Annotated in this window: 26 protein-coding genes; 19 read left to right on the top strand and 7 right to left on the bottom strand. The window is 41.9% G+C overall.

The window, feature by feature from the left end; genetic code table 11:
* Positions 1-15: 15 nt before the first annotated feature.
* Positions 16-2,238, bottom strand: a complete 2,223-nt coding sequence (locus tag DBR43_RS13455) for a transglycosylase domain-containing protein (protein ID WP_124581604.1) — start codon at positions 2,236-2,238, stop codon at positions 16-18.
* A gap of 2 nt (positions 2,239-2,240) precedes the next feature.
* Positions 2,241-5,051 (bottom strand): tetratricopeptide repeat protein, encoded by a 2,811-nt coding sequence (locus DBR43_RS13450; protein ID WP_124581602.1) that lies wholly within the window; start codon positions 5,049-5,051, stop codon positions 2,241-2,243.
* A gap of 111 nt (positions 5,052-5,162) precedes the next feature.
* Here DBR43_RS13450 and DBR43_RS13445 point away from each other — a divergent pair, with 111 nt between their 5' ends.
* The 8 genes from DBR43_RS13445 (at position 5,163) to atpG (ending at position 10,916) form a co-directional block, all read left to right on the top strand.
* On the top strand, positions 5,163-5,384 hold the full coding sequence (locus tag DBR43_RS13445) for an AtpZ/AtpI family protein (protein ID WP_124581600.1): 222 nt from the start codon (positions 5,163-5,165) through the stop codon (positions 5,382-5,384).
* Between the two features lie 47 nt (positions 5,385-5,431).
* Entirely contained in the window at positions 5,432-5,821 is a 390-nt protein-coding gene (locus DBR43_RS13440; RefSeq protein WP_124581598.1) for a hypothetical protein, read from the top strand.
* Between the two features lie 14 nt (positions 5,822-5,835).
* Positions 5,836-6,966 carry a F0F1 ATP synthase subunit A gene (gene atpB / locus DBR43_RS13435; RefSeq protein WP_124581596.1) on the top strand — a complete coding sequence of 377 codons (1,131 nt, stop codon included), beginning with the start codon at positions 5,836-5,838 and terminating at the stop codon, positions 6,964-6,966.
* Between the two features lie 41 nt (positions 6,967-7,007).
* Positions 7,008-7,217, top strand: coding sequence for an ATP synthase F0 subunit C (gene atpE / locus DBR43_RS13430; RefSeq protein WP_062551197.1), 210 nt, complete (start codon positions 7,008-7,010; stop codon positions 7,215-7,217).
* A 76-nt stretch (positions 7,218-7,293) separates the two neighbouring features.
* Positions 7,294-7,788: a F0F1 ATP synthase subunit B gene (locus DBR43_RS13425; RefSeq protein ID WP_124581594.1), complete on the top strand. Its 495-nt coding sequence runs from the start codon at positions 7,294-7,296 to the stop codon at positions 7,786-7,788.
* A 31-nt stretch (positions 7,789-7,819) separates the two neighbouring features.
* Positions 7,820-8,368, top strand: a complete 549-nt coding sequence (gene atpH, locus DBR43_RS13420; RefSeq protein ID WP_124581592.1) for an ATP synthase F1 subunit delta — start codon at positions 7,820-7,822, stop codon at positions 8,366-8,368.
* A gap of 61 nt (positions 8,369-8,429) precedes the next feature.
* Positions 8,430-10,004 carry a F0F1 ATP synthase subunit alpha gene (gene atpA / locus DBR43_RS13415; protein WP_073232111.1) on the top strand — a complete coding sequence of 525 codons (1,575 nt, stop codon included), beginning with the start codon at positions 8,430-8,432 and terminating at the stop codon, positions 10,002-10,004.
* 27 nt (positions 10,005-10,031) lie between these two features.
* Positions 10,032-10,916, top strand: coding sequence for an ATP synthase F1 subunit gamma (gene atpG / locus DBR43_RS13410; RefSeq protein WP_124581590.1), 885 nt, complete (start codon positions 10,032-10,034; stop codon positions 10,914-10,916).
* A 53-nt stretch (positions 10,917-10,969) separates the two neighbouring features.
* On the opposite strand, the gene DBR43_RS13405 is transcribed toward atpG, so the two are convergent.
* Positions 10,970-12,607: a DUF4139 domain-containing protein gene (locus DBR43_RS13405; RefSeq protein WP_124581588.1), complete on the bottom strand. Its 1,638-nt coding sequence runs from the start codon at positions 12,605-12,607 to the stop codon at positions 10,970-10,972.
* A gap of 133 nt (positions 12,608-12,740) precedes the next feature.
* Here DBR43_RS13405 and DBR43_RS13400 point away from each other — a divergent pair, with 133 nt between their 5' ends.
* Together DBR43_RS13400 and DBR43_RS13395 are read left to right on the top strand one after the other, a co-directional pair.
* On the top strand, positions 12,741-12,956 hold the full coding sequence (locus DBR43_RS13400; protein WP_124581586.1) for a hypothetical protein: 216 nt from the start codon (positions 12,741-12,743) through the stop codon (positions 12,954-12,956).
* Positions 12,957-13,101: 145 nt separating this feature from the next.
* Positions 13,102-13,956, top strand: a complete 855-nt coding sequence (locus DBR43_RS13395) for a DUF4349 domain-containing protein (protein WP_124581584.1) — start codon at positions 13,102-13,104, stop codon at positions 13,954-13,956.
* A 54-nt stretch (positions 13,957-14,010) separates the two neighbouring features.
* On the opposite strand, the gene ruvC is transcribed toward DBR43_RS13395, so the two are convergent.
* Complete coding sequence (gene ruvC / locus DBR43_RS13390; RefSeq protein WP_073232117.1) at positions 14,011-14,574, bottom strand: crossover junction endodeoxyribonuclease RuvC; 564 nt, start codon at positions 14,572-14,574, stop codon at positions 14,011-14,013.
* Between the two features lie 43 nt (positions 14,575-14,617).
* Here ruvC and DBR43_RS13385 point away from each other — a divergent pair, with 43 nt between their 5' ends.
* From DBR43_RS13385 to DBR43_RS13355, 7 genes are all read left to right on the top strand, one after another.
* The gene (locus DBR43_RS13385) at positions 14,618-15,595 is read left to right on the top strand and encodes a hypothetical protein (protein WP_199757042.1); all 978 of its coding nucleotides are present in this window, start codon (positions 14,618-14,620) and stop codon (positions 15,593-15,595) included.
* A complete protein-coding gene (locus DBR43_RS13380; protein WP_124581580.1) occupies positions 15,573-16,709 on the top strand; it encodes a glycosyltransferase family 2 protein in 1,137 nt (378 codons plus the stop codon). Before DBR43_RS13385 ends, DBR43_RS13380 begins: the two co-directional genes overlap by 23 nt.
* Entirely contained in the window at positions 16,709-17,800 is a 1,092-nt protein-coding gene (locus tag DBR43_RS13375) for an ABC transporter permease (protein WP_124581578.1), read from the top strand. Before DBR43_RS13380 ends, DBR43_RS13375 begins: the two co-directional genes overlap by 1 nt.
* Positions 17,801-17,823: 23 nt before the next feature.
* Positions 17,824-18,435: a ribonuclease HII gene (locus DBR43_RS13370; protein WP_124581576.1), complete on the top strand. Its 612-nt coding sequence runs from the start codon at positions 17,824-17,826 to the stop codon at positions 18,433-18,435.
* Positions 18,436-18,453: 18 nt separating this feature from the next.
* A complete protein-coding gene (locus tag DBR43_RS13365; protein WP_124581574.1) occupies positions 18,454-19,656 on the top strand; it encodes a glycosyltransferase in 1,203 nt (400 codons plus the stop codon).
* A 122-nt stretch (positions 19,657-19,778) separates the two neighbouring features.
* On the top strand, positions 19,779-20,858 hold the full coding sequence (gene gcvT, locus DBR43_RS13360; RefSeq protein ID WP_124581572.1) for a glycine cleavage system aminomethyltransferase GcvT: 1,080 nt from the start codon (positions 19,779-19,781) through the stop codon (positions 20,856-20,858).
* A 34-nt stretch (positions 20,859-20,892) separates the two neighbouring features.
* Positions 20,893-21,609, top strand: coding sequence for a 2-phosphosulfolactate phosphatase (locus tag DBR43_RS13355; protein WP_124581570.1), 717 nt, complete (start codon positions 20,893-20,895; stop codon positions 21,607-21,609).
* Here the strand turns inward: DBR43_RS13355 and DBR43_RS13350 are convergent.
* The gene (locus DBR43_RS13350) at positions 21,599-22,390 is read right to left on the bottom strand and encodes a patatin-like phospholipase family protein (RefSeq protein ID WP_124581568.1); all 792 of its coding nucleotides are present in this window, start codon (positions 22,388-22,390) and stop codon (positions 21,599-21,601) included. The two genes, DBR43_RS13355 and DBR43_RS13350, sit on opposite strands and share 11 nt — an antisense overlap.
* 17 nt (positions 22,391-22,407) lie before the next feature.
* Positions 22,408-23,406 carry a gliding motility lipoprotein GldB gene (gldB, locus tag DBR43_RS13345; RefSeq protein ID WP_233602966.1) on the bottom strand — a complete coding sequence of 333 codons (999 nt, stop codon included), beginning with the start codon at positions 23,404-23,406 and terminating at the stop codon, positions 22,408-22,410.
* 174 nt (positions 23,407-23,580) lie between these two features.
* Between gldB and DBR43_RS13340 the strand changes: the two genes are divergently transcribed.
* Positions 23,581-24,246, top strand: coding sequence for a porin family protein (locus DBR43_RS13340; protein WP_124581564.1), 666 nt, complete (start codon positions 23,581-23,583; stop codon positions 24,244-24,246).
* 19 nt (positions 24,247-24,265) lie between these two features.
* On the top strand, positions 24,266-25,906 hold the full coding sequence (locus tag DBR43_RS13335; protein WP_124581562.1) for an NAD+ synthase: 1,641 nt from the start codon (positions 24,266-24,268) through the stop codon (positions 25,904-25,906).
* Here DBR43_RS13335 and DBR43_RS13330 read toward each other — a convergent pair.
* The gene (locus DBR43_RS13330; protein ID WP_124581560.1) at positions 25,903-26,283 is read right to left on the bottom strand and encodes a VOC family protein; all 381 of its coding nucleotides are present in this window, start codon (positions 26,281-26,283) and stop codon (positions 25,903-25,905) included. The two genes, DBR43_RS13335 and DBR43_RS13330, sit on opposite strands and share 4 nt — an antisense overlap.
* Positions 26,284-26,287: the final 4 nt, after the last annotated feature.

The following is a 26,287-nucleotide window of genomic DNA, read 5'->3' as shown; positions in this document are numbered from 1 at the left end:
AATTTGTTAAAATGATTAGAAGCCTAATTTCTCGTCCAGTTCAGTTTTCTGTTCCTGTTGTTGGTACTGGTTACAGTCGAAAGTAATGGACACTCCGTTTTTAGGCGGTTCAAAGTCGGCTTTGCTCATGTTCAGCTTAGAGCTGGCATATACGCGTTTCATAAAACCTGCATAGATCGGAAGGGCGGTTGTTGCCCCATCACCCTGTGCGGTACTGGTAAAGTGGAAGGCACGGTCTTCGCAACCGGTCCATACACCAGCTACCAGCTGAGGGGTAATCGCCATAAACCAGCCATCAGAGTTGGCATTGGTGGTACCTGTTTTACCGCCGATAGGTCCGCTTACACCGAATCTGCCCGCCAGTCGCCATCCTGTTCCATTGGTAATTACACCACGAAGCATTCTGGTCATCACATACGCCACTTCTTCAGATATTGCCGGAACGGGGATGGGTTTCTCACTGTACAATACCACACCGTTTTTATCTTCTATCTTCAGGATATAAGTCGGTTTATTCCAGACCCCTTTATTGGCAAATACACTATATGCACCCACCATATCATAAACTGAGGCATCAAAAGAGCCCAGTGCGATGGATGGATAAGCCGGAACTTCTGAGGTGATCCCCATTTTTTTAGCTAAAGTAGCTACAGGGATCGGGCCCACCTGTTTCATCAGGAATGCCGCTATATAATTTTGTGAAAGGGCCAGGGCTTTTTGCAAGGTCAGGTATCCCGGAACCGTTCCGGAAGACCTCGGGGTCCATGGTGCACTTCCGGGTACTTCTATCGTTACTGGCTCATTGAGCACGCTGAAACAAGGAGAATATCCGTTTTCAATCGCTACCGTATAAGTAAAAGGTTTGGCAGTGGAACCCACCTGTCTTGTCCCCATTTTTACCTGGTCATACTTGAAATGTTCATAATTAATCCCACCAACCCATGCTTTCACATATCCGGACCGCGGATCCATTGCCATCATCGCATTTCTCAGGAGCAGCTTGTAATATCTTACAGAGTCAATCGGTTTCATCAGGGTATCCACATTTCCTTTCCAGGTGAAGATGCTCAACCGGGTAGGCGTATTGAAATCGGTCTTAATTTCCTGTTCTGATTTTCCTTCCAGCTGTAATGCTTTGTAGCGGTCAGATCTTCTCACACCCTGCTCAATCTGCATTTCTTTACCTTTAAAAGGATTGCGTCCTTTCCAGCTGTTATTGAAAGAAACCTGTAAGGTTTTCATGTATTCTTTTTGCGCCTCTTCCGCAAAGACCTGCATGTCGTAATTGATGGTAGTGGTGATTTTCAAGCCATCTCTGTCCAGGTCATAAGGCGTTCCATCCGATTTAAGAATGGATCTGTCCTGGAAGATTTTTTTGATATCGTTTTTTAGAACTGCTCTAAAATAGGGCGCAATTCCATCATTCACCGTGGCCGCGCTGAAACGTAAGCCCAGTGGTTTTTCTTTTTCTTTTTCAAAATCAGGATCCGTCAGGAAATCTGCTTTGACCATCAATCCCATAATGGTATTTCTGCGGGCCAGGGAACGGTCCGGATTCCGGGTAGGGGAATACCTGGAAATCCCTTTCAGGATCCCAACCAGCGTTGCTGCCTGTCCAACAGTCAGTTTATCCGGAGTGGTGTTGAAATAAACCCTAGCGGCAGATTTGATCCCATAGGCCTGGTTGCCAAAGTCTACGGTATTTAAATACATCACAATGATTTCTTCCTTGGTATAGTTGCGTTCTAATTTAACCGCGATTACCCATTCCTGGAATTTCTGTAAAAGACGTTTGGCAAAGTTCTTTTGACGTCCTTCTTCGGAGAAAAGGTTCAATGCCAGCTGTTGTGTGATGGTACTTCCACCTTGTTTTTTTCCTATGATCGCATATAGAAATATGGTAAAAGTCCGCTTGAAATCAATTCCTGAATGTTCTTTAAAACGGATGTCCTCAGTAGCAATCAGTGCATTGATGACATTCGGGGAGATCGCAGGGTAAGTGACATTAGAACGGTTTTGAACGAAGTAAGTGCCCAGAACTTTCCCTTCTTCGGTAACCACTTCGGAGGCTTGATTGCTTTTTGGATGTTCAATATCTCTGAAGGAAGGCAAGTCACCGAACAAGCCAAAACCTACGGCAATAATGAAGAGAGCGAATAAAACGATTCCGGCAATTAATACTTTCCAAAGTCTAAAATTGTACTTTCTGATGTCTTCTTGCGAAAGTGGTTTGTTCATTTTTAATAATTGTTTTTATAAAATTCCTGGTATTTATCCAGAATGTCCTTGCTGCTCAGCTTCTCGAAGTTTTCTTTGCTAATGATAAAGCTCTTATAAAGGTTAGCAGGGACCTTCATGATTTGTTTTAACTGTGGATTGATTCCATCCGCATATGTTTTTGCGTCGTCGAAAGTACCAAAGTTTCCTACAAATATAAGCTGATCATTGTCAAATTCCTTCAATTGATGTCGCAGATTGTTCTCCGCATAGTTTCCGCGGTTGAATTGTCCGATCCCAAAACGGGAAGAACTGAGGGTTAAAGAACCGTCAGACACATGAACTACGTAATAATAGACCGTTGAAACTGCCGTGCTAAAAATGCCGGCAACTTTTACCGGGGCCACTGGTTTTTCTACAGCGGCCACCTTTTCTGCCGGTGGTGCCACTACTGGTGTTACTACGGGACTGGTGGTGTTTTTGACCGGTTGCTGTACTGGTTTTGCATTCGTAACCGGAGGGCTCACTGCCGCTATAGCTGTTGCCGGGAACTGTTGTCCAAAGAATTTAGGTTCGTTCGGGTCAAAGTCGATCAGTGCAATTTGTCTCTTTTTGAACTCTTCCAGGTGCTGATTGATATAGCTAAGGTGTTCTTTTACCAATGGAACGATCAGTTTATCTTCTGTAAAACTCGTGTTGATCTTTTCAAATTCATTAATCAGGTAGTCTACATGGTTTGTTCTTCCTATGGCAATGGCTTTCAGATAGGCGAATTGCGGAGCCAGATAGTTATCAGGGCTTGTGGTTAAAATTTCATTCACCTGCTGGATCACGGCACCGAAATCCTTTTTCTCATACAGTTCAAAGAGGTCATTGTACTTTTTATTGATAACGGTTTCCATTTCCGACTGTCTCAGAGAGAAGGAAGGATCAAGAATGGTCTTTGCATAAGTAGAAGAGGCATAATCCTTCAGTACTTTGTTCTTAAATACTTCGGCTTTGGCCGGATCAAGTGTTTTGTTGACAAGGAAGAGGCCGTAATAGATAGAAGCCAGGCGGTTGTTGTTTGGAAAACGGTCCAGCAGGATCTGATAGACCTCAGCTGCTTCTTTAGGATCATTTAGTTCCTGAAGATAGAAATTGGCAATTTCATGATAAGCATCGATGATCTTTTGATCTGACCTGGCCTGGAGTTCCGGCGTAAGTGGCAATGTTGCCATGATGGCTTTGATTCTTCCGGCAGAATCCGGCGCTGCAGCAAGGAGGCTATCCTGATTTCTGCCTGCTTTGCCATTGTTTGTACTGTAATTTTTATTGATGTCCTGAATGGTTTCCTGAGCAGAAGAACGGATGCTCTGGCGCCAGTTGTTTTCCAGTTTCCTGTTGCCCCATTTCTTTTTGAAATCGTTGTACCCGGTACTGATGGCATTGGAATTTGCAAAATAGAAGCTGCTGCTGGTATTTCTGTTTTTATTTCGTTTGTCGTTGCTGTTCTGGAAAGGGTCCAGGGGATTGGCAGTATAGCTTTCCGTTGGTTTAACGGTTGCTGCTACCGGGTTTGCGATCAGGTTGACCTTCGCCATGCGTTCTCCTTCAGGAAGCTTTGCAATGGATTGAAGGGTGTCTTCCGATGAAATTATCCCATAGCGGTCGGTCAGGTATTGCAGGTTCTGATTTTTCTTAAGAATAAGCTCATAACCGGGATAAGATTTAGGTAAGGTATTCGTGGTACTGTCGTAATAGGCTTTTGCAGCTCTGTAATCCCTGAAGTGTTTGAAATTAAGGTCTGCGATTTTTAAATAAGAAAGGCCTTTCTGGTAATTGTTTTTTATACTGTTACGTACCGAAAGCTGATAGTATTTCTTTGCCTGATCAAAATTGCCGTCTCTGATATAGGTTTCCGCCACCTGATAATAGATCTGGTCATGGTAATCCTCATTTTTATCGTCTTTAAGCAGGGCAAGTAACTGGTCTTGTTTGTTTAATTTTACACCACTCATAAAAGCATTGAGCTTAATGCGGTTTAAGTTGGCATTAAAGTACATCTCGAAAGGTGCATTGCTTTTTTCTACTTTCCGGTAATACTGCAGGGCTTCCGGATAGTTTTCCAGCTGCTCGGAGAGCTGCGCGAGGATATAGGTCCAGCGGATGCGTTCGGCACCGGTGGCATTCGATTTTATGGCTTCCTTTAAAGCACCAATGGCTTCAGCCGGCATTCGTTGGTGAATATAGATCTGGGCAATTGTTGCCAGAGGGTCTGCCTTATTCTTTTTTTGTTCGGAAATGGTAATGGATAAGGTATCGAGCACCAGTGCGGCTTCACTGTATTTACCTAGCTGCATCAGGCTTCGTGCTTTCCAGTCCAAAGCCTGAACATAGCTCTTCTTATTGGTCGGGAAATTTTTGGCGGTATAGTCAAAATATTCCGTGGAATTGAAATAGTTCTGTTTATAGAAGTTTGCTTTTCCCAGCAGGAGGTAGGATTCGTCTATATAGTTGCCGAAGCTTTTTTCCAGCAGGATCACCCTTGCTTTCTTGATGATCTCATCCATGGCAGGCAGGCTTTCTGAGGGCTGACTGTTAAAGATGTCGTACTTCTCCGGGTTTACATAGACGGGAAGGATCTCATCATAATTGTCTGCATAGCCTTCCGTCAGTTCCTGCTGATGCTGACTGAGGATGACATTTGCATTGTAGATGTAATTGTAACGGGAGGTGAGGTTCTGCATAGCCCTGCTTCCGGCAGTATCTTTGTGTGAGCTGCAGGAGTATAGGATACCGGAACAAAAGATAAATAGCGTTATCTTTAGAGAGTTGATTGCGTAATTTTCCAAAAAAATGCTGATTGAGTTAAAAGCTTATAACAACAAAATATATGCAAAAGTATTTTATTCAGCAATAACTTCTTAACAAAATGGGTTTTATTTGTACGAGATTTAATTAAGATGGAACCAAACGAAAAGAAAAAGAACATAAATAATTTCGCTAAATATTCGTCTGTCAGTTTTCAAATGCTGGCCACAATAGGCTTATTTGCCTTTGCAGGTTATAAAATTGACGAATACAGGCACAGCAAGACGCCAATCTTTACGGCAATTCTGAGCCTTGTTGGGGTCATCATATCTTTGTATCAGGTTGTAAAACAACTGAATAAAAATAACGACTGATGATTTAAAATCGCGGTAATTCCCTACTTTTGTAAAAAATTACTGATTTGAGTTTAACGCGGTTTACCTTATATTATCTGTTATACAGCTTTGTTCTGGCTGTGATTGCCTATTTTCTTCCTGCTATTTTTCCTGAACAGCTGATTCTGGTGAAGAAGTTCTGGCTGGTGTTTGGCTTTTTAGCGAGCATCACATTTATTGCTTATATCCTTGCTGATTTAGGGATAAAAAAGAACCCGGAGACAGGAATTATGGCAATTATGGGCTCAATTGCATTGAAGATGATTTTTTCTATGGCTTTTGTGCTGATTTACAGCTTAAAGAGCAAGGAAAACGGCTTTGTTTTTGTCCTGAATTTTTTTTCTTTATATTTATTGTTCAGCTTCTTTGAAATATACTGTTTGTTACGTAACTTGCGCCACCAAAATAAAAAGTAAAAATCTGCGAGTAAATGGATTGTAGCCACGTTTTTGAGTTTAAAGTGAAAAGGTTAATTGTTGTTTTTACGCTGTTTTTAGCGTTTTTTTCTGTTACACCCGCAGCTTTTGCTCAGGTTGACACAGCACAAGTAACAGAAGATTCCCATGCCCAACCAGAGGCAAAGGAAAAGTTTGACATTGGTAAGTTTGCACTACACCACATTGCGGATTCGCATAGCTGGCATGTAATCGGACATACCTATATCGATCTTCCGGTGATATTGTACACCAAAGCTGGATTTGTAAATTTCAGTTCTGCTGACTTTAACCATGATGATGATGGTAAAGTAGTGGTAGAAAGAAACGGACAACGCTTTGTGAAGATGCACGAGAAGATCTATTATGCATCTGATGCTGCAAATGAGCACGGACAATTCCTGGCTCTTGATGAGAAGCATCATGCATCTAACGAACGTCCTTTGGATTTATCCATTACTAAGAACGTTTGTACCCTGATCTTATCGATCATCATTCTCCTTGTGGTATTCATCAATGTAGCCAACGGTTACAAAAAACGCGTAGGAAAATCGCCAAAAGGATTGCAATCCTGGATGGAGCCGATCATCCTGTTTGTGCGTGATGATATTGCAAAGCCGAATCTTGGACATAAATATGAGCGCTTCATGCCTTATTTATTGACCGTATTCTTTTTCATCTGGTTTAACAACATGCTGGGTCTGATCCCATTCTTACCAGGTGGTGCCAACTTAACAGGTAACATTGCGGTAACGATGATCTTAGCGATTGCTACTTTCTGCCTTACTGTATTCAATGGTAACAAATACTACTGGAAACACATCTTTATGCCTGATGTACCATGGTGGATGTACATTGTAATGGTTCCGGTAGAGTTGTTCGGTATCTTTACCAAACCTATTGCCTTAATGATTCGTTTGTTTGCGAACATCACTGCAGGACACATCCTTGTGTTGTCATTGATCTGCCTTGTGTTTGTATTCAACAGCTTATACATTGCCCCGGTATCGATCGCGTTTGCTGTGTTTATTGGCGCCATAGAATTATTGGTTGCTTTTATCCAGGCCTTTATCTTTACCATCTTGTCTGCCCTGTTTATCGGAATGGCAATTGAAGAACACCATTAATAAGAATTATTTTTTAACAACAATTAATATATAAAATCATGATTACAGGAAGTATTGCTGCAATTGGTGCAGGATTAGCTGCGATTGGCGCTGGTCTGGGTATCGGACGCATTGGTGGTTCAGCTATGGACGGTATCGCTCGTCAACCAGAAGCTGCCTCTAAAATTCAAACTGCAATGTTAATCGCTGCTGCCTTCGTTGAGGCTGTTGCGCTTTTCGCAGTAGTAGTTGCCCTAATGGGTAATGGCTAGAAATTAAAAGGTGCCAGGTATAATGCCTGGTACCATTTATTGTTAAAAAAGAACAAAATATTAATATATACATCAGATGGAATTATTATTACCTGAATTTGGCCTAGTTATCTTTCAATCCATTGCTTTCTTATTGCTAATGTTCCTATTGGCAAAATTTGCCTGGAAACCTGTTTTAGCAGCAATTAAAGAACGTGAGCAGTCGATTGATGAGGCTTTAAATAAAGCTGAACTGGCGAAACAAGAAATGACCCGTTTAACTGCTCAGAACGAGGAGTTGATGAAGTCTGCCCGTGCTGAACGTGATTTGATCTTGAAAGAAGCAAAAACGCTTAAAGATAGTATCGTTAATGAAGCTAAACATTCAGCGCAAACTGAAGGTGCTAAATTAATCGAAAAGGCTAAGATTGAAATTGAAAACCAAAAGAAAGCTGCTTTGGCAGAATTGAAAAGCCAGGTTTCTACTTTATCATTGGATATCGCAGAACGTGTGTTACGTAATCAATTACAGGATAAAGCTACCCAACAGGATTTAGTTGCTAATCTTTTAAAAGATGTTGAATTAAACTAGTTGATAGTTTGTTTAGCCAAATTAGATAAAAATGTTAGAAAATAAAGCAGCATCGAGATACGCCAAATCGTTAATAGATCTTTCTACCGAGCAGAATGCTTTGGAAGAAATCAAAAACGATATGGTTCTTTTAGATCAGGTAATTGATCAGAATCCGGAATTAGAAGCCATTCTTAAAAACCCTATCGTTCCTTTGGATAAAAAGGCAGGGATTTTAGACAATGTCTTTGGAACCAAAGTAAATGCGGTAACCAAAGCCTTCTTAAAACTGGTGGTAAACAAAGGACGTTCTGAAATCTTATTCGGAACAGCAAAAGCCTTCATTCAGCAATACAATGCGATTAAAGGAATTGTAACTGCTGAGGTAACTTCAGCTACGGAACTGACTGATGCAAACAGGGCAGAGATCATAGCGATAGTGAAAAAAGAAGTAGGCGCTAATGAAGTGGTGATTAAAGAAAAAGTTAATGACAAACTGATTGGCGGTTTTATTTTAAAGGTTGGTGATAAGCAGTTTGATGCAAGTATCGCCAATGGTTTGAATAAACTTAAAAAAGAATTTGCTCAGGGAATTGTTTAACTTGAGTATTTAATAATAGAAGATAACATATACTGATTTACAAAAGAAATAATATAAAATTATGGTAGAGGTAAGACCAGACGAAGTATCGGCAATTATCAGGCAACAATTGGCGGGCTTTAAATCAGAAGCAGAACTTGAAGAAGTTGGTACCGTATTGCAGGTGGGTGATGGTATTGCCCGTGTTTATGGTTTAACTAAAGTTCAATCCGGTGAGTTAGTTGAATTTGAAAACGGCTTACAAGGTATTGTTTTGAACCTTGAAGAAGATAATGTTGGTGTGGTTTTATTAGGCCCATCCGACACGATCAAAGAAGGTGATACGATTAAACGTACTAAGAAAATCGCCTCTATCAAAGTTGGTGAAGGTATGTTAGGCCGCGTGGTGAACACTATGGGTGAGCCAATCGACGGTAAAGGACCAATCATTGGCCAGACTTATGAAATGCCGATCGAGCGTAAAGCTCCTGGGGTAATCTATCGTCAGCCGGTTACTGAGCCTCTACAAACAGGTATCAAAGCTATCGATGGTATGATTCCAATCGGTCGTGGTCAGCGTGAGTTGGTTATTGGTGACCGTCAGATTGGTAAAACTGCGGTATGTATCGATACGATCATCAACCAAAAAGAATTTTACGAAGCAGGTAACCCTGTATTCTGTATATATGTTGCTTGCGGACAAAAAGCAAGTACTGTAGCGAACATCGTTCGTACGTTAGAAGAAAACGGTGCAATGCCATATACGGTTGTTGTTGCTGCTTCTGCTGCTGAACCTGCTCCATTACAGTTCTATGCTCCTTTCTCTGGTGCAGCGATCGGTGAGTTCTTCCGTGATACGGGTAGACCGGCACTAATTGTTTATGATGATTTGTCTAAACAAGCTGTAGCTTACCGTGAGGTGTCTCTATTGTTACGTCGTCCACCGGGCCGTGAGGCTTATCCTGGTGACGTGTTCTATCTTCACAGCCGTTTGTTAGAGCGTGCTGCAAAGATCAACTCTAACGATGAGATCGCACAGGCAATGAATGATCTTCCTGAATCATTAAAAGGTATCGTTAAAGGTGGTGGTTCATTAACTGCACTTCCAATTATCGAAACTCAGGCTGGTGACGTTTCTGCTTATATCCCTACGAACGTAATTTCAATTACTGACGGACAGATCTTCCTGGAAACCAACTTGTTCAACGCAGGTATCCGTCCGGCTATTAACGTAGGTATCTCGGTATCACGTGTAGGTGGTAACGCGCAGATCAAATCGATGAAAAAAGTTGCCGGTACATTGAAACTGGATCAGGCTCAATACCGTGAGCTGGAGGCTTTCTCTAAATTCGGTTCTGACCTTGATGCTGCTACGAAATCAGTACTTGATAAAGGTTCACGTAACGTGGAAATCCTTAAACAAGGACAGTTCTCTCCAATGACTGTTGAGAAACAGGTAGCAATCATTTATATCGGTACTAAAAACTTAATGCGTTCAGTTCCTGTAAATAAAGTAAAAGAGTTTGAAGCTGAATATTTACAACAATTGGAATTACGTCATCCTGATACTTTGAAAGCTTTAAAAGCTGGAAAATTTGATGATCAAATTACAGGAGTGTTGGAAACTGTTGCAAAAGAGCTTTCCAGTAAATACTAATTACTCTCGACTGAAGAATAAAAAAGAATGGCTAATTTAAAAGAAGTAAGAATTCGTATATCATCGGTGCAATCTACACAGCAGATCACCAAAGCCATGAAAATGGTTTCGGCTGCGAAGTTGAAGCGTGCGACCAATGCGATTGTTCAGCTACGTCCGTATGCTACAAAGCTAAAAGAGATCTTAGGAAATCTTTCAGCAAGCTTAGAAGGATCATCGTCTCCGTTTATTCAGGAACGTGAACCAAATAAGGTATTGATTGTAGTGGTTTCTTCTAACCGTGGTTTAGCTGGTGCCTTTAACATGAACGTGATTAAAGCAACCAATAACTTAATCGCGGAAAAATATAGCGAACAATACAAAAAAGGTAATGTAAGTATCGTTGCCATCGGTAAGAAATCTCAGGATTTCTACGAGAAACGTAACTATAACGTCATCGGAAACAACAACGAAGTATATGCAGCGCTTACTTTTGAGAATGTAACCAAGATCACTGATTCGATCATGGCCGGCTTTGAAAAAGGAACGTTTGATAAAGTGGAGTTGGTGTACAACAGGTTCAAAAATGCCGCTGTACAGATCATTACTACTGAGCAATTGTTGCCGCTGCCTAAAGCAGAAGCGACTGAAGCAGTAAAATCTGAGCACCTGGTAGATTATATTCTTGAGCCTTCTCAGGAAGAGATCGTATCACAGTTGATTCCTAAGTCAATTAAGACGCAATTGTATAAAGCGGTGTTGGATTCTCATGCTTCTGAGCATGGTGCCCGTATGACTTCAATGGATAAAGCAACTGAAAATGCAGGTGATTTGTTGAAAGCCTTAAAACTTTCTTACAACCAGGCACGTCAGGCTGCGATTACCACAGAGCTTACAGAGATTGTAAGTGGTGCAGCAGCATTGAACGGTTAATTTACCTGATATCTGATTTAAAGCCCTTCTCCATTCGGAGAAGGGCTTTTTTGTTATTGCAGATTTAAGATGTTCTTATCCTTGGGATACTTTACCGAATAGCTGATCCGGATCGTTTCTGTAGCCCCTGCTTTCAGGTTCAGTTTCCAGGTCAGGACTCCGGTTTCTTTGTTCACTGCAGCACCCTCTGCGGCCAACAGTTCCACTTCCATGTCTTTATCTGTAGAGACCGGATACTGGTCTTTAAGCAATAAATTGACAGCTTCTTTCTTTCCGTTCCGCAAGCGGATCTCATAAGTGAAGGTTTGTTTTTTACTGCTTCCGATAAATTTAACGCCGGTTTGTTCTGCTACTTTTTCCCTTTTAATGGTGATTTTTTTATCTCTTCCCATACTCAGGTTCAGGGTATCTGTGGTCGCATTGGGGTCGATGAAGGATTTGCCTACATAGCTGTTCTCAAAGATGATATTCGCTTCGCCGGGCAAGAGGTTCAATTTGTCGTAATTCGTGATCTCCGCCATTAAAAACGCGTCACCGTCGACTTTAGGAACGCTATAGTATTTGAAATTCGCAGGCTGACTGAATTCTTTCAGCGTTACGCTATGCGGTTTACTGTTGGAAGCGATATCGTAAGGGATTTCAATGTCGAACGAGGCATTTAACATGTTCTCATTATGGACAATTGAAATACCGGCAGCCTTTCCCTGAAGCTGTGACATAACCGGCTCGGCAGCATCTGCCATAACTTCTTTGTTCAAAGGCACGCGGGCCTCCATCGTCTGGATTCTGTTCTGATAGGCCTGTTTCTTGCGGTCATAAGCATACTGCGGTTCTCCAAATTGTAGAAACCAGGCCGATAATAGCGGTGCAGTACCATTCTGAGAGGGGTTTCCTGTTGATAAGCTCAGCTTTACTTTTTTCCAGTCCAGTCCCGTAGATTGTGTGACATTGGCTTTGTAAACGATTTTCAAGGGAGAAGAAGTGTTTTCTGCACGCAGGTCGTAAAAGGCAATCCATGCCGCATTTGGACTCAGGTAACTGATGTTAAAATCCCCGGTACTGGCCGCCGTAGCCATTACCTGTAATACAATCTGACCGGTAGTTCCGGTTTTGTCCAGACTCAGTTCCTGCAGTTGCGCCTGCATCCTGTCGATCCGTTTTTGCTGGGCCTCCTCCGCTTCTTTCAAACTGAAAATATTGTTTCTCAATTCCAGTTGTTTGTTTTTATAGTAATCGGCAACCTTGATCAGCTCCGTTACATTTACGCCGGTATTTACACCACCGATGGCCTGGTTTTTATCCAGCAAAACCAACAGGTTTTCCTCTACCACCCGTTTATTCTGAATTTTGTTGAGCTCTCTTTTTACAATACGCAAGCTATCTTCGACTTTTATATACGCAGGACTTTTGTTCTCATTTTTTAGGAAATCCCTGGAAAAACTGGTGGATAGTATGGTTACGCTTGATGGCACACCAACCTGAATGCTGCTTTCGTCAATGGCATTGGCCATGTTGTTCAGGACGATTTCACTCGTTCCTGCCGGAATGCTGACTTTTGCTTTATGATTGAGTTCTGCACCTGTACTGTATACCGTAACAGATTCCAGCCGGCTGTTAAAGGAAAGGGGGGATTGCGCGTAGCTATAGCTAATGCCAAGCACTGTAATTAAGGTTAAAAAAATTCTTTTCATTGGATTGTGTTTTAATATAGATGCAATTATTAAAGATAATCCATAAGTTGGAAGATGTACTGAAAATTATACCCATGTTATTCCTCTTTTTGTTTAATTAATATTATTTTTGTGCCATAAATAGAAAAAGACTATGGCACAGAAACCAATCCACAATACCGAAAGCATGAAGAGAGCTAATGAAGTTTCCATCTATAAACTGATGGCTGTAGGAATTTTAATTAGTGTTTTAGGCGTTTACCTGCGTTTTGCCGGCGACTCTATGACTTTATCGATCGTATCCTGGGCAATTTTATTTATCGGTTCTTTTATCGCTTGTAAAGGTGTATTCAAAATATTAGCTGCTTAATATTCAAAGCAGTACCTTCTTAAAATTCCTCATTGGCCTTTGCTGATGAGGAATTTTTTTTGGCCCATATTTCCATCATTTTTATTTTCATAGGTTACCTTATTGAAGATCGTGTATTAAGGGAAAACCTTAACCGATTAATATTATGAAAAAATATTTAATCTATTGTGTTGTAGCAATAGCGATTTCCGCCTGCAGTAAAGAAAATAAATCTTATGAAGCAACTTCTGACGCCACTGCTGCAAATCTGGAAGTTAGTGACACGACCTTAACAGAGAAAATTATTAAGACCGCCGATATGCGTTTTAGGGTCAAAGAGGTACAAAAAACGAAAGAGAAACTGGCAGACCTGGTCAAAGCTGAAGGAGGGACCCTCGCGGAGTTTTCTATTCAGAGTAACGTAGAGCGTTTTGAAAAAGTCGGGTATTCTGCCGACTCCTTACTGGAACTGACCTCTTATCGTGTGGAAGGCCTGGTCGTAGCAAAAGTCCCGTCGGAGAAACTGGATGCCTTTACCAATAAAGTAGCCGGAATGGCCGTCTTTGTGGACCATCAATCCATGAAAATGGACGATCAAAGCATCTCTTACCTCGCCAACAAACTGAAAAATCAAAACCGTGTGGAAGCGGTTGCACAGCTGAACAAACATGCGGATAAGAAAAGCAATAATGTAGAGACGGCACTCAGTTTAAAAGATGATTATATCGATAAGAAGATCGAAAACATGAGCATAGATTCCCGTGTGAAGTACAGTGACATCAGGCTTAATTTCTATCAGGACAATACCGTCAAAAAGCTGGTGGTTGGGAATGATAACCTGGCAGATTACGGTCCCGGATTTTTTAGAAGATTGGGATTGAACATTCAGAATGGATGGGTCATCTTCAAAGAATTTATCCTGATCATATCCAACTTGTGGATGTTGATGATCCTGATACTGGCCGGATATTTTGTTTTCCGCTATTACCGTAAGAAAAGAAAATCTGCAATTGCAGCCTAAAAATCCTGAGGGTTTAGTACAGTCTGATTTGGGTAAACACCAAATCAGGCTTTTTTATTTCAATCGTTTTTTATTGTCTTTGGCAAAGGCTTCCCATCCGGAATAAGATTTTCCGGAACCTGAGGTACTGACCCGCTGAAAGGAATGACAAACGGCAACAGCTAAACCATCTGTCGCATCCAGAAACTCCGGAGTCTCCTTAAAATTGAGGAGCCTTTGCAACATGGCCGCCACCTGCTCTTTTCCCGAGCTTCCGTTTCCGGTAATCGATTGTTTGATTTTACGGGGGGCATATTCTGTGATCGGGATATTTCTGGATAAGGCTGCCGCCATAGCAACGCCTTGTGCGCGGCCTAATTTGAGCATCACCTGGATATTTTTCCCATAAAAGGGGGCCTCAAGTGCCATCGTATCCGGTTTATACTGGTCAATCAGGACCACGGTCTTCTCAAAAATCCGCTGAAGTTTTAAAAAATGGTCGTCTAAATGATCCATACGGACAATCCCCATGGTAATCATCTCGATTTTACTGCCCTTTTCCAAAATCACCCCATAGCCCATAATCGAAGTGCCCGGATCGATTCCCATGATCACCCTTTCCTTTTTTTCAACCAACATAAAACAATATTAAGCATATTTGCACAGAGTAAAAGCAAAAAAGTTGACATCACAGTACAAAAAGATAGTTTCATATTTTCTTAAAGCCGGAATTGTTTTTTTCGCATTTTGGTTTGTCTATAGTAAACTGACTGCAAACAAGAACTTAAAGGATTTCAAAAACCTCCTGACACAAATTCCTCAATGGGAAATTTTTTGTGTATTGGGTTTCGTCCTGTTCCTGATGTTGGTGAACTGGGGCCTGGAAGCGGTAAAATGGAAAAGGTTAATTTCCAGTGTAGAACGCATTAGTCTGTGGAAGTCTGTGGCTTCGGTTTTCTGTGGTTTGACCTGGGCGGTATTTACACCAAACCGGATCGGGGAGTATGGTGGACGGGTATTCTTCCTGTCTCCAAAAAGAAGGATCATAGGAGTGGTGGCCATGGCGGTTGGTAATATCGGTCAAATGGTACTGACCAATGTCTTCGGTGCTATCGCATTCTGCGTTTTTATCTACCGCTTTGTGAATATCGATCCCTTGTTGTTTTATGGACTGGTATTTCTTGCATTGATTTTCTGTCTGTTCTTTATTATATTCTACTTTAATATCAAATGGCTGAATGGGATTCTGCTTTCTATGCGCTTTACCAGAAAGTATAAGAAGTTTTATAGCATCCTGGCCAGGTACCAGAAGCGGGAATTGTTTAAAATTTTATTGCTGTGTTTCTCCAGGTATCTCGTCTTCAGTACGCAATATTTCATTTTGTTTTTCTGGCTGATCCCTAACCTGCATTACCTGGAAATTCTGATGATGGTGAGTATCCTCTTCTTTGTACAGTCGACCTTACCTTCTTTAGACCTCTTTGATATTGGCGTTAGAACTGCCACTGCTTCCTATTTTTTCAGCTCGATCACCGATCAGGAAGTCGCTGTGATTGCGTGTACTGCCAGCATCTGGCTGATTAATATTATTATTCCTGCTATATTAGGCACTTATTTCGTATTTAAACTTAACTTTTTTGGAAATCTTCAGCGTAGCTAGCTATATCACCTCTTTTTTAACGGTCTTGTATGTCCTGGTGGTGCTGGCTTTTATCAGAGGTTGGCATAAGCTGACCTATTATCAACCCAAACAACCTGTTTTTAAAACTAAGGTTTCTATATTGGTTGCGGCGCGCAATGAAGCCGCCAACATTTCAAAAACACTGGACGACCTGTGTGCACAATCCTACGATACTGCATTAACAGAGATCATCTTTATTGACGACCATTCTACCGATGATACCGCGAAGATCATTGCTTCTTATGCCTCAAAAGGCGTAAAACTGATCCGGCTAAATGAAGACCGTGCGCTCAATTCCTATAAGAAAAAGGCGATACAGACGGCAATAGGACAGGCTACAGGGGAATTGATCATCACTACTGATGCCGATTGCCGGATGGGAACAAACTGGCTTAAAACGATCGTCAGTTTTTATGAAGAGAAGCAATATAAAATGATCTCATCGCCCGTGGCTTACTTTGAAGAAAAGACTTTCTTTGAGCGTGCACAGGCATTGGAGTTTTTATACCTGATCGGTTTAGGGGCTTCCACCATAGGCAATAAAAAGCCCTCTACCTGTAACGGTGCTAATCTTGCCTACGAAAAAGCGGCTTTTTATGAGGTCGGCGGTTTTCAGGGGATTGATGATTTGGCTTCCGGGGATGATGAATTGCTGCTGCATAAAATGGCGGCCCGTTTTGAGAACAACATCGGCTTTTTAAAGCATCATGATGCCGTGGTCTATACACATGCAAAGCCTACTTTGGGAGAATTTATCCAGCAGCGGAAAAGATGGGCTTCCAAAAGCACCCGTTATAAAAATAAGTCAATTATCGTATTGGGTGTTGGCATCTGGTTGTTCAATGTGAGTATCTTGTTAAACATTGCCGTCGGTTTATTTTTTGGATTTTTTCTACAGCTGGCACTGGGACAACTCCTGGTTAAAATTATCGTGGAATTGTTATTTTTATACGACGTCACAGGTTTTGCAAGAAGAAGGAAATTACTCGTTTTATTGCCTTTACTTAACCTGATGCACATCGTTTATATTGTTTACATCGGCATTGCCGGAAACTCAGGAAAATACAACTGGAAAGACAGAATGGTGAAATAATGGAGATCAATAACAGCCCTTCAGGAAAAGTATGGAAGCGATTCAGAAAAAATAAGATGGCTTTCGCCGGGCTATTGTTCATCCTTTTAATGGTTCTTATGGGCATTCTTGGTTACCTGATCACACCAGATCAGACGCCTTATGCAAATACCATGCATTTACAGCTCAGCAATAAAAAGCCGGGAAGAAGCTTTGATTTTCTCATCATCAGCAGAAATAAAGACATCAAAAAAGTGAATTTTCTGGAACGCATGTTATTCGGTCAGGAAGCCGACTTTAAAAGCATTCCGGTTACAGCCTACCGCGAGGAAGGAAATAAGGTCTATGCAAGGGAGTATATCGGAGACGATGAGCAGGCGGAAGAATCGGTATATCCACTCCTGGAAAACGAAAACAGGTACCGGCAGACCTTTTGGCTGGGAACAGACATTTACGGAAGAGATTTGCTGAGCAGGCTCATTATTGGCATCCGCGTTTCCCTTTCAGTAGGGCTGATGGCGGTACTCATTTCTCTTTTTATAGGCATTAGTCTGGGTGCACTTTCCGGTTATTTTGGCGGGAAGACCGATGCAGCCATCAGCTGGTTCATGAACGTAATCTGGTCTTTACCTTCCCTGTTATTGGTGATTGCCATTTCTTTTGCCCTTGGGAAAGGATTCTGGCAGATCTTTATTGCGGTGGGATTGTCTACCTGGGTGGATGTATCCAGGCTGGTAAGAGGGCAGGTAATGGCCTTGAAACAAGTAGAATTTGTGGAGGCTTCGAAAGCCCTGGGTTTCTCCACTTCCAGAACAATTATTAAACATATATTACCCAATATTGCCGGACCGATCCTGGTGGTGGCTTCCGCAAATTTTGCCTCGGCAATCCTGCTGGAAACCGGGCTGAGCTTTTTAGGTTTTGGCGCACAGCCACCGATGCCCAGCTGGGGTAGCATGATCAAGGAACATTATGGTTATATCATCATGGATGCGGCTTATCTGGCCACTTTGCCTGGTTTGGCGATCATGGTCACGGTATATGCCTTCAACTTACTCGCGATTGGATTAAGGGATGCTTTTGATGTGAAGTCGCAAAATATATCTGTTTAGTTGAAAATTTATTAAATTGTAATATGCTGTTAAATAGTTATCAGAATGAATTAATCGAGGCAGGTTGTGATGAAGCTGGCAGGGGATGTCTTGCAGGCCCTGTATTTGCCGCCGCAGTGATCCTTCCTCCAGACTTTACTCCCGGAATGCTGACGGATTCAAAAAAGTTAAGTCATAAACAGCGGGATGTTTTAAGACTGATCATTGAGAAGGAAGCGATTGCCTGGGCAGTAGCCGAGGTGGATCACCTGGAAATTGATAAGATCAATATCTTAAATGCTTCTTTTTTAGCAATGCACAGGGCGATAGAAAAATTAAGCCTGAAGCCGCAATACCTGAGTATAGACGGGAACCGTTTTAAAGCCTATCCTGAAATCCCTCATTCCTGCATTGTTAAAGGAGACGGGAAATACCTGAACATTGCTGCTGCCTCTATCCTGGCTAAAACCCATCGCGATGAGTACATGGCAAAGATCGCTGAAGAATATCCCATCTACCAATGGAAGAAAAATAAAGGCTATCCGACTATAGACCATAGAAATGCGGCTTTAAAGCATGGATTATCGCCATATCACCGTAAAACTTTTACAATCAGCCAGCCTCAGCTGGCCCTGTTTTCCGAAATTAAAGGATAATTAGTATTTTCACGTGATTTGAAAACATTAATACTCACAAACAGAATACCTTTTCCGCCCAATAGCGGCTATCCGATTGTTGTATACAACACAATAAAAGGATTGTTAAAACTGGGAGTAGAGATTACTATGTTCAGTATTAATCCCAATAAATACCGGGTAGATGTAGAGGATATCTATGATCCTTTGTTTGAGCAAATCAAATTTCACTCGTTCAACCTGGATACGGAGGTTAACGTTTACGGCGCTTTGCTGAATATTTTCTCCAATCAGTCTTATAATGTGTCCCGCTATTTCGATGAAGATGCGGCCAAATTACTCGGCGACGTTTTAAAAGAAAATGAGTTTGACATCATTCAGTTTGAGGGACTGTTTGTCGTACCCTATCTGGATGTGGTGAAGGAAAACAGTAAGGCGAAAGTGATCTACAGGGCCCATAACATAGAGTTTGATGTCTGGGAGCGGATTGCACTGACGGAAAAATTCACGCCCAGAAGGAGCTACCTCCAGTTTTTAGCACGTCGTTTAAAGGTTTATGAAACCGAACAGATCAACCGCTTTCACCAGGTTTTTGCCATCAGCGAGCAGGACAGGCAAAGCATTTTAAGGTTTGGTTGTGAAACGGCACTGGAAGTTTTTCCGGTAGCGCTGGACTTTGAGAAATATGTAACCGATCCTTCCAAAACAAGTTTTCCAACCCTGTTTCATTTGGGTGCCATGGACTGGCGACCGAATAAAGAAGGCCTGGAATGGTTTCTGGATGAGATCTGGCCGGACATTGAAAAGCTGAACAGTGAGCTTCGTTTTTATATTGCCGGAAAAAATATGCAGAAGCAGTTTTTTGAATATGATTCTGAAAACCTGGTGGTAGAAGGAGAGGTCTTTGATGCGGTCGAGTTTATCAATTCCAAGGCGATTATGATTGTTCCGCTATTGTCCGGAAGTGGGATGAGGGTAAAGATCATCGAGGGGATGGCGATGCGGAAATGCATCATTGCGACAAGCATGGCTGCCGAAGGAATCAGGTGCGAAAATGGAAAAGATATCCTCATTGCAGATACCGCAGATGAGTTCTACAGGGCCATCCTGCAATGCATCACCAATCCTAAAAAATGGCGCGAGATTGGCGAAAATGCCAGGAAAACGGTAGAACGTGACCACGATGTCCGGATCATCGCAGAAAGAATGTTGAATATCTACCAAAAATTACTTACTGTATAATTTTTATGTACTTTTGCCCACGTTTTACAGGCCTGCATCAGGGATGATTCCTGCTTTATGCCTTTTAAAATGAACTAAAACTGAAAAAGCAAATTGAACCATAAAAAAACAAATATATACTCATGAAAAATACCGCATTAACAGATAAACACATTTCATTGGGTGCCAAGATGGTGCCTTTCGCAGGATATAACATGCCGGTTCAGTATGAAGGAATCAATGCAGAGCATGCGGTGGTAAGAGGTGGTGTTGGCGTTTTTGATGTAAGCCATATGGGTGAATTCATCCTGAAAGGCGAAAATGCTCTAGATTTAATTCAAAGGGTAACCAGTAACGATGCGTCTAAACTTTATGATGGTAAAGTGCAGTATTCTTGTCTGCCAAATGAAGATGGCGGTATCGTAGACGATCTTTTGGTTTACAGAATCGACGAAAAAACTTATATGCTGGTAGTGAATGCTTCCAATATTGAGAAGGATTGGAACTGGATTCAAAAATATAATGATAAAGATGTAGAGATGCACAACATCTCTGACAAAACTTCTCTTTTGGCAATTCAAGGTCCTAAGGCAGCTGAAGCACTTCAAAGCCTGACCGAAGTTGATCTGGCTTCTATGGAGTATTACAACTTCGTTAAAGGAACTTTTGCAGGTGTGGAAAATGTAGTGATTTCTGCTACAGGTTATACCGGTGCAGGTGGTTTCGAGATCTATTTCGACAATGAACATGCAGATGTGATCTGGGATGCGATTTTTGAAGCTGGAAAACCTTTTAATATTCAGCCGATAGGCTTAGGTGCACGTGATACCCTGCGTTTGGAAATGGGTTTCTGTTTATATGGAAACGACATCGATGATACCACTTCTCCGATTGAAGCAGGATTGGGATGGATTACTAAGTTCAGCAAAAAGTTCACGAATTCAGAGGCCTTACTTGCACAAAAAGAAGCTGGTGTGGTACGCAAACTGATTGGATTTGAAATGATCGACAGAGGGATTCCACGTCATGATTATGAAATCGTAGATATCGATGGCAACGTAACCGGAAGGGTAACTTCAGGAACTCAGGCACCATCTTTACAGAAAGCAATCGGAATGGGGTACATTGACAAAGCATTGGCTAAGGAAGGTACTGAGATTTACATCAACATCCGTAACAGTAAAATTAAAGCGAAAGTGGTTAAATTCCCTTTTACCAAATAAGTTAAAAAACACCTTATCAGCCCATAAATTAACAATGCCAAAAAGTATAGAAGTTTGTTTAACGCCCGCACTACTTGATCTGTATGCTATAGAAGAAAGTATTGTCGTGGTGATCGATGTATTAAGAGCAACATCATCTATTGTTTACGGTATTGATAATGGGGCCAGTGCAATCATTCCTGTCGCACAGATAGAAGATTGCCTGAGCTATGCGGGTAAAGGGTTTTTATTAGCTGCAGAACGAAATGGAGAAGTGGTTGAAGGCTATGACTTCGGCAATTCTCCATTTTCTTATACTCCGGAAAAAGTAGCCGGAAAAACGGTGGTCCTTACCACTACCAATGGAACAAAAGCACTTCATCTGGCAAGAACAAGGGCACATCAGGTGGTGATCGGTTCTTTTTTAAACCTGGAATCCCTGTGTAACTGGCTTCGCGATCAACATAAAAATGTCCTGTTGTTGTGTGCGGGCTGGAAGGATAAATTCAATCTGGAAGATACCTTATTTGCCGGGGCAGTAGTCAATGAATTGCGCAAAGATTTTGCCCATTTTGATGATTCCTGTGTTGCAGCAGAAGACTTGTACCTGCTGGCCAAGGATGACCTGAGAAATTACCTTCATAAATCTTCTCACAGCCACCGACTGGCAGAACTCAATATCGAAGAAGATGTGAAATTCTGTCTCCAGCTGAACATTTGCACAGCCATTCCTGTATTGTCGGGAGATGCCCTGGTGGCAGTTAAAGCTTAGGTCCCTTAAAATTATTGATCAGCTCCTGCAGGCTTTCGTTAGACTTGATGGTCTTTAACGTTTGCTCATAAGCAAGCCAGTAAATGGTTTCTGCTTTTTTCATATCAAAAGTACTGATGTCACCCATCCCTTTGGGCTCCACCAACGCATTGCAGAAGGATACCTTTTGCTCCATATCTTTATTGATAGACATGACACCGGCCCTTTTCATCAGGGAAGAAATGTTGGTGATCTTATCCACCTCCTGTAAATGATTACAGGAAGAACCGATGATATAATCGCAATTGCTCAGCAAAGGTTCTATCGGGAAATTGTTTAGAATCCCACCATCCACATACATCTGGTTGTTGATCATGATCGGTTTGAAAATTCCCGGGATACAGCTGGAAGCAAGTACGGCCCTGATCAATGGTCCTTCGGTAAAATAGACCAGCCGGCCTTCACTGAAATTGGTGGCGGCAATGGTCAGTGGTATTTTCAGGTTTTCTATCCGGTCTTCCGGAAGATGTTCTTTTAACAATTCCTCTACATGCTCTATATTGATCAGGCCTAAAGATCCCAATGCCGGTCTGATGAAGCGCAGTAATTTTGCCTTGATAAAAATATCCAGGCCTTTTTCAGGATCAATTCCTGAAGCATAAAAGGCACCCGCAATAGAGCCTGCACTGGTTCCACTGATGTGGCTAAAGATGATACCCGCGTTTTTAAAGGCCTTTAAAACGCCTAAGTGTGCAATTCCCCGAATTCCACCACCTGATAATACGATTCCTACTTTAGTCATAAGGTTATATTCTTTTGCTATTTAGGCTTATATTTTGACATGTTCAAAATTTTCTGCGGATCTTTTTCTGCCATCAGCTGCTGCAGGCTGATCCCTTTGTTCTCCTGCATGTATCTTTTTACCATTTGCCAGCCTATCCATACCCCTAACTTCGGTGCAGATTCATTCTTCTCTCCAAGGCCCGGGGTAAAAGGTCCTTCACCCAGAAATACCTGGATCTTTTGATAGTCGGTTTCAAACAACAGGTTGTTCTGTAACAAATAGGCCCAGATGTCTTTTTCATAGGTTTTACACCAGTCAATCTGTGATTTGGTATATCCGATTTTAACAGAATCCGGTACTTCATCCGCCAGTACCTGATCCATAAAGTAGAGGATCTTTCCATTCTGAACCATTTTTGACAATAAGGTCCGGTCTTCATCCCGCTCAGGGAAGAGGTCTTCCCTTGCATAGGTTTCCGCAATTCTGGGAACCACATATTCCGGACTGAAACGACGGGAAAGATAGGTGGGAACACTCTGTACAATGGCACCGTAAAACTTGCTGTTCTTCCCCAGAAACATATCCAGTCCGATGCCCATATAGTCATCCCCGATAGGGGTCTGAACGGCAAATCCGGAGATAAAAGAAATCATTTTAGGGATCCTGGCATTTGGATAATAATGTTTCACATATTTGAACGTCTGTGTGAGGTCTTTTTCAATTCCTCCCATGTCTTTAAAGACACTGTCGGCCTCCCTGTTTAAATCGGTATAGACCTGGTCTTTGTATAAGGTGGAAAGGATTTCGGTATTGCTATAGCTGGGATCACCCACCATGCGGTGTACAAAATCATTATAAAATGCCCCGTATTTCTGCTGGAGTTGCTGGTCTGTTTGCGTCAGGTCTTTTGTTTTTCCATTGTAAAGATCCTGATCAAAGCGGGCGACTTTGATGTCCAGTTTGATGTCAGTTACATCTGGTTTACTGCCTTGTTTACAGGAAAAAAGTACGAGTAAACTTCCTGACAGTAACAACTGAAAGGTTCCTGATGGCCTTATTGTGCGTGCTGACTTACTGGCTATTGATGAAAAAAAAGCCGGTATAGAAAGAAAAAATAGATAGATTTGGCTGGATTTTACGTTATTTATCATTTATAGCAAATATAAACAGATCCATAGGGAAAATTGCATAAACTTATTGCTCAAAAAATGAAAAGATACCTTACTTTATTCTTATTACTTTTAACAGGCCAGCTTTTTGCACAGGAAGCAGGCTCCCCATATTATGGCTTTAGACTAGGCTTAACGGCACATCCTACTTTGGGATGGGTGAAACCCGAGGTTGGAAAAACTGATGGCATCGCCCTTGGCTTTGCTTACGGTTTAATGGCCGACTTTAATTTCGCGGACAACTATTCTTTTGCCACGGGATTAACGATCACCACGATCAATGGAAAGAGTACAGAACTTGGTTATAATGACCTGACGGCAAATTCCAGACCAGTGGCTCAGGAATTGAGGTACCGGATGCAATATATAGAAGTACCGCTGACCTTAAAATTGAAAACCAATAAAATTGGCGATCTGAGGTGGTACGGGCAATTTGGTCTCTCTAATGATTTCAATATCGGATCGAAGCTGGACGTGAAACGTGATGGTACAAAAGTTAAAGATGGCGCAAACAATTCTGATTATACCCGCTTTTACCGCGCCGGATTAATTGTTGGTGGAGGTGCTGAATACGATTTGGACAATCGCACCAGCCTGGCCATAGGTTTGACTTTTAACAATGGCTTTACCAATATCGCAAAGAATGGCGATGGAAAAAAGGTTAAGAATAGCTATATCGGCCTGAATATCGGTGTTTTCTTTTAGGCAATTTTAAGCATAGGATATGAATATTGCACTTGCACAACTCAATTACCACATTGGGAATTTTGAATACAATACCAAAAAAATAATTGATAACATCCACCTGGCGAAAGCTAAAGGGGCAGACCTGGTGGTCTTTGCAGAGCTTGCCGTTTGCGGGTATCCGGCACGCGACTTTCTGGAGTTCGACGAATTCATAGAATTGTGTGAAACTGCAGCACAGGAGATTGCACTCAGCTGTCAGGGGATCGCCTGCATCATCGGACTTCCGGTGAAAAATGATGTACTTGCCGGAAAAGACTTATACAATGCGGCCTATTTTATTGAAGATGGGCAAATCAGGGACATCGTAAAGAAAGCATTGCTGCCTACTTATGATGTGTTTGATGAATACCGTTATTTCGAACCTGCCAATCATTTTGAATGCATCAGCTTTAAAGGAAAGAAGATTGCTTTGACCATTTGTGAAGACCTTTGGAACATCAATAACAATCCGCTCTATGCCTCTTCTCCAATGGATGAACTGATTCGTCAGAAGCCGGACATCATGATCAACATCGCGGCATCTCCTTTTTCTTATTGTCATGATGACGAAAGGGTAGTCGTATTGTCGGATAATGCAAAGAAATACAAATTGCCATTGCTGTATGTGAACCAGGTTGGTGCGCAGACAGAAATCATCTTTGATGGGGGCTCAATGGTCTTTGATAAGCAGGGAAAGCTATTGGATGAAATGCCTTATTTCAAGGAAGAGCTTCGGGTTTATCAAATGGAGGACGACCAGTTCATCGGTTACGCACCTATCGAACATACGCCCGCTCCGGATATTGAGGTGATTCATGAAGCCTTGATTCTGGGGATTAAAGATTATTTTTCCAAATCTGGTTTCAGCAAAGCGGTATTGGGTCTTTCCGGTGGAATAGATTCCGCTATTGTATGTGCCTTGGCTTGTCGGGCTTTAGAACCTGAAAATGTGATGGCAGTATTGATGCCTTCTAAATATTCTTCAGATCATTCCATTCAGGACGCATTGGATCTGGTGGCAAACATTGGCTGTAAACATGAGATCATTCCGATCAAAGAAGCTGCAGATGCTTTTGATCAAATGATGGCTCCGGCTTTTAATGGCTTGCCTTTTAACCTGACCGAAGAAAATATCCAGGCCAGGTGCAGGGGAATCATTGTGATGGCGATGTCGAATAAATTTGGCTATATCTTACTCAACACTTCCAATAAAAGTGAGTGTGCTGTAGGGTATGGAACCTTATACGGAGATATGTGTGGCGCAATAGGTGTGATCGGAGATGTGTATAAAACACAGGTCTATCAGCTGGCGGCCTATATCAATAAAGACGGAATTGTGATTCCGGAGAACTCCATTGTAAAACCTCCTTCAGCAGAGCTGAGACCTGGACAAAAGGACTCAGATTCACTGCCGGATTACGACATTCTGGATAAAATCCTTTTCCAGTACATCGAGCTGAAACAAAGTTCTTCTGCAATTATTGCACAGGGCTATGAAGAAGCATTGGTGAGAAGGATCATTAAGATGGTCAATACGGCGGAATTTAAACGTTATCAAACTCCGCCGATTTTAAGGGTTTCGCCCAAAGCATTTGGAATGGGCAGAAGGATGCCGATTGTTGGAAAGTACCTTTCTTAGGCGCTTACCGAGGTGATCCACCAAACGTTACCTGTGGTATCTTTAACGCCACAGGTACGTCCATAATCCTGATTGGATAAGTCCATAACGACGGCAGCCCCTGCTTCAATGGCTTTCCGGAAACTTTCGTCTGCATTGTCTACATAGACAAACAGGTTCGATACTGCTGTTCCCCAGGGTTCAGGCGCATCGCAATACATAATGGTACTGCCCGAAATCTGTGCTTCCCCATGCCTGAGCAAACCTGTCTGATCTTCCCGTGGGTGCTGATGGGTAATCTCTGCGTTAAACACCGCTTTAATAAAGTCGGTAAACTTCTGAGCGCCATCCAGCATGAGGTATGGCATAACTGCCTGATGTGTTTTTGGAATGTTCATGATG

The organism is Pedobacter sp. KBW06 (assembly GCF_003852525.1).
Lineage (GTDB): Bacteria > Bacteroidota > Bacteroidia > Sphingobacteriales > Sphingobacteriaceae > Pedobacter.
Note: the sequence above shows the minus strand (reverse complement) of the source record. Positions and strands in the feature narration are given on the sequence as shown.

Coding starts and splice junctions, on each gene's coding strand:
- ruvC (WP_073232117.1), bottom strand. CDS start 14,574: ATGTTGGTTGAAAAAAAGGAAAGGGTGATCATGGGAATCGATCCGGGC.
- DBR43_RS13370 (WP_124581576.1), top strand. CDS start 17,824: ATGCTGTTAAATAGTTATCAGAATGAATTAATCGAGGCAGGTTGTGAT.
- DBR43_RS13330 (WP_124581560.1), bottom strand. CDS start 26,283: ATGAACATTCCAAAAACACATCAGGCAGTTATGCCATACCTCATGCTG.
- DBR43_RS13395 (WP_124581584.1), top strand. CDS start 13,102: ATGAAAAAATATTTAATCTATTGTGTTGTAGCAATAGCGATTTCCGCC.
- DBR43_RS13340 (WP_124581564.1), top strand. CDS start 23,581: ATGAAAAGATACCTTACTTTATTCTTATTACTTTTAACAGGCCAGCTT.
- DBR43_RS13350 (WP_124581568.1), bottom strand. CDS start 22,390: ATGACTAAAGTAGGAATCGTATTATCAGGTGGTGGAATTCGGGGAATT.
- DBR43_RS13355 (WP_124581570.1), top strand. CDS start 20,893: ATGCCAAAAAGTATAGAAGTTTGTTTAACGCCCGCACTACTTGATCTG.
- DBR43_RS13335 (WP_124581562.1), top strand. CDS start 24,266: ATGAATATTGCACTTGCACAACTCAATTACCACATTGGGAATTTTGAA.
- gcvT (WP_124581572.1), top strand. CDS start 19,779: ATGAAAAATACCGCATTAACAGATAAACACATTTCATTGGGTGCCAAG.
- atpH (WP_124581592.1), top strand. CDS start 7,820: ATGTTAGAAAATAAAGCAGCATCGAGATACGCCAAATCGTTAATAGAT.
- DBR43_RS13375 (WP_124581578.1), top strand. CDS start 16,709: ATGGAGATCAATAACAGCCCTTCAGGAAAAGTATGGAAGCGATTCAGA.
- DBR43_RS13425 (WP_124581594.1), top strand. CDS start 7,294: ATGGAATTATTATTACCTGAATTTGGCCTAGTTATCTTTCAATCCATT.
- atpB (WP_124581596.1), top strand. CDS start 5,836: ATGGATTGTAGCCACGTTTTTGAGTTTAAAGTGAAAAGGTTAATTGTT.
- atpA (WP_073232111.1), top strand. CDS start 8,430: ATGGTAGAGGTAAGACCAGACGAAGTATCGGCAATTATCAGGCAACAA.
- atpG (WP_124581590.1), top strand. CDS start 10,032: ATGGCTAATTTAAAAGAAGTAAGAATTCGTATATCATCGGTGCAATCT.
- DBR43_RS13400 (WP_124581586.1), top strand. CDS start 12,741: ATGGCACAGAAACCAATCCACAATACCGAAAGCATGAAGAGAGCTAAT.
- DBR43_RS13445 (WP_124581600.1), top strand. CDS start 5,163: ATGGAACCAAACGAAAAGAAAAAGAACATAAATAATTTCGCTAAATAT.
- DBR43_RS13405 (WP_124581588.1), bottom strand. CDS start 12,607: ATGAAAAGAATTTTTTTAACCTTAATTACAGTGCTTGGCATTAGCTAT.
- DBR43_RS13455 (WP_124581604.1), bottom strand. CDS start 2,238: ATGAACAAACCACTTTCGCAAGAAGACATCAGAAAGTACAATTTTAGA.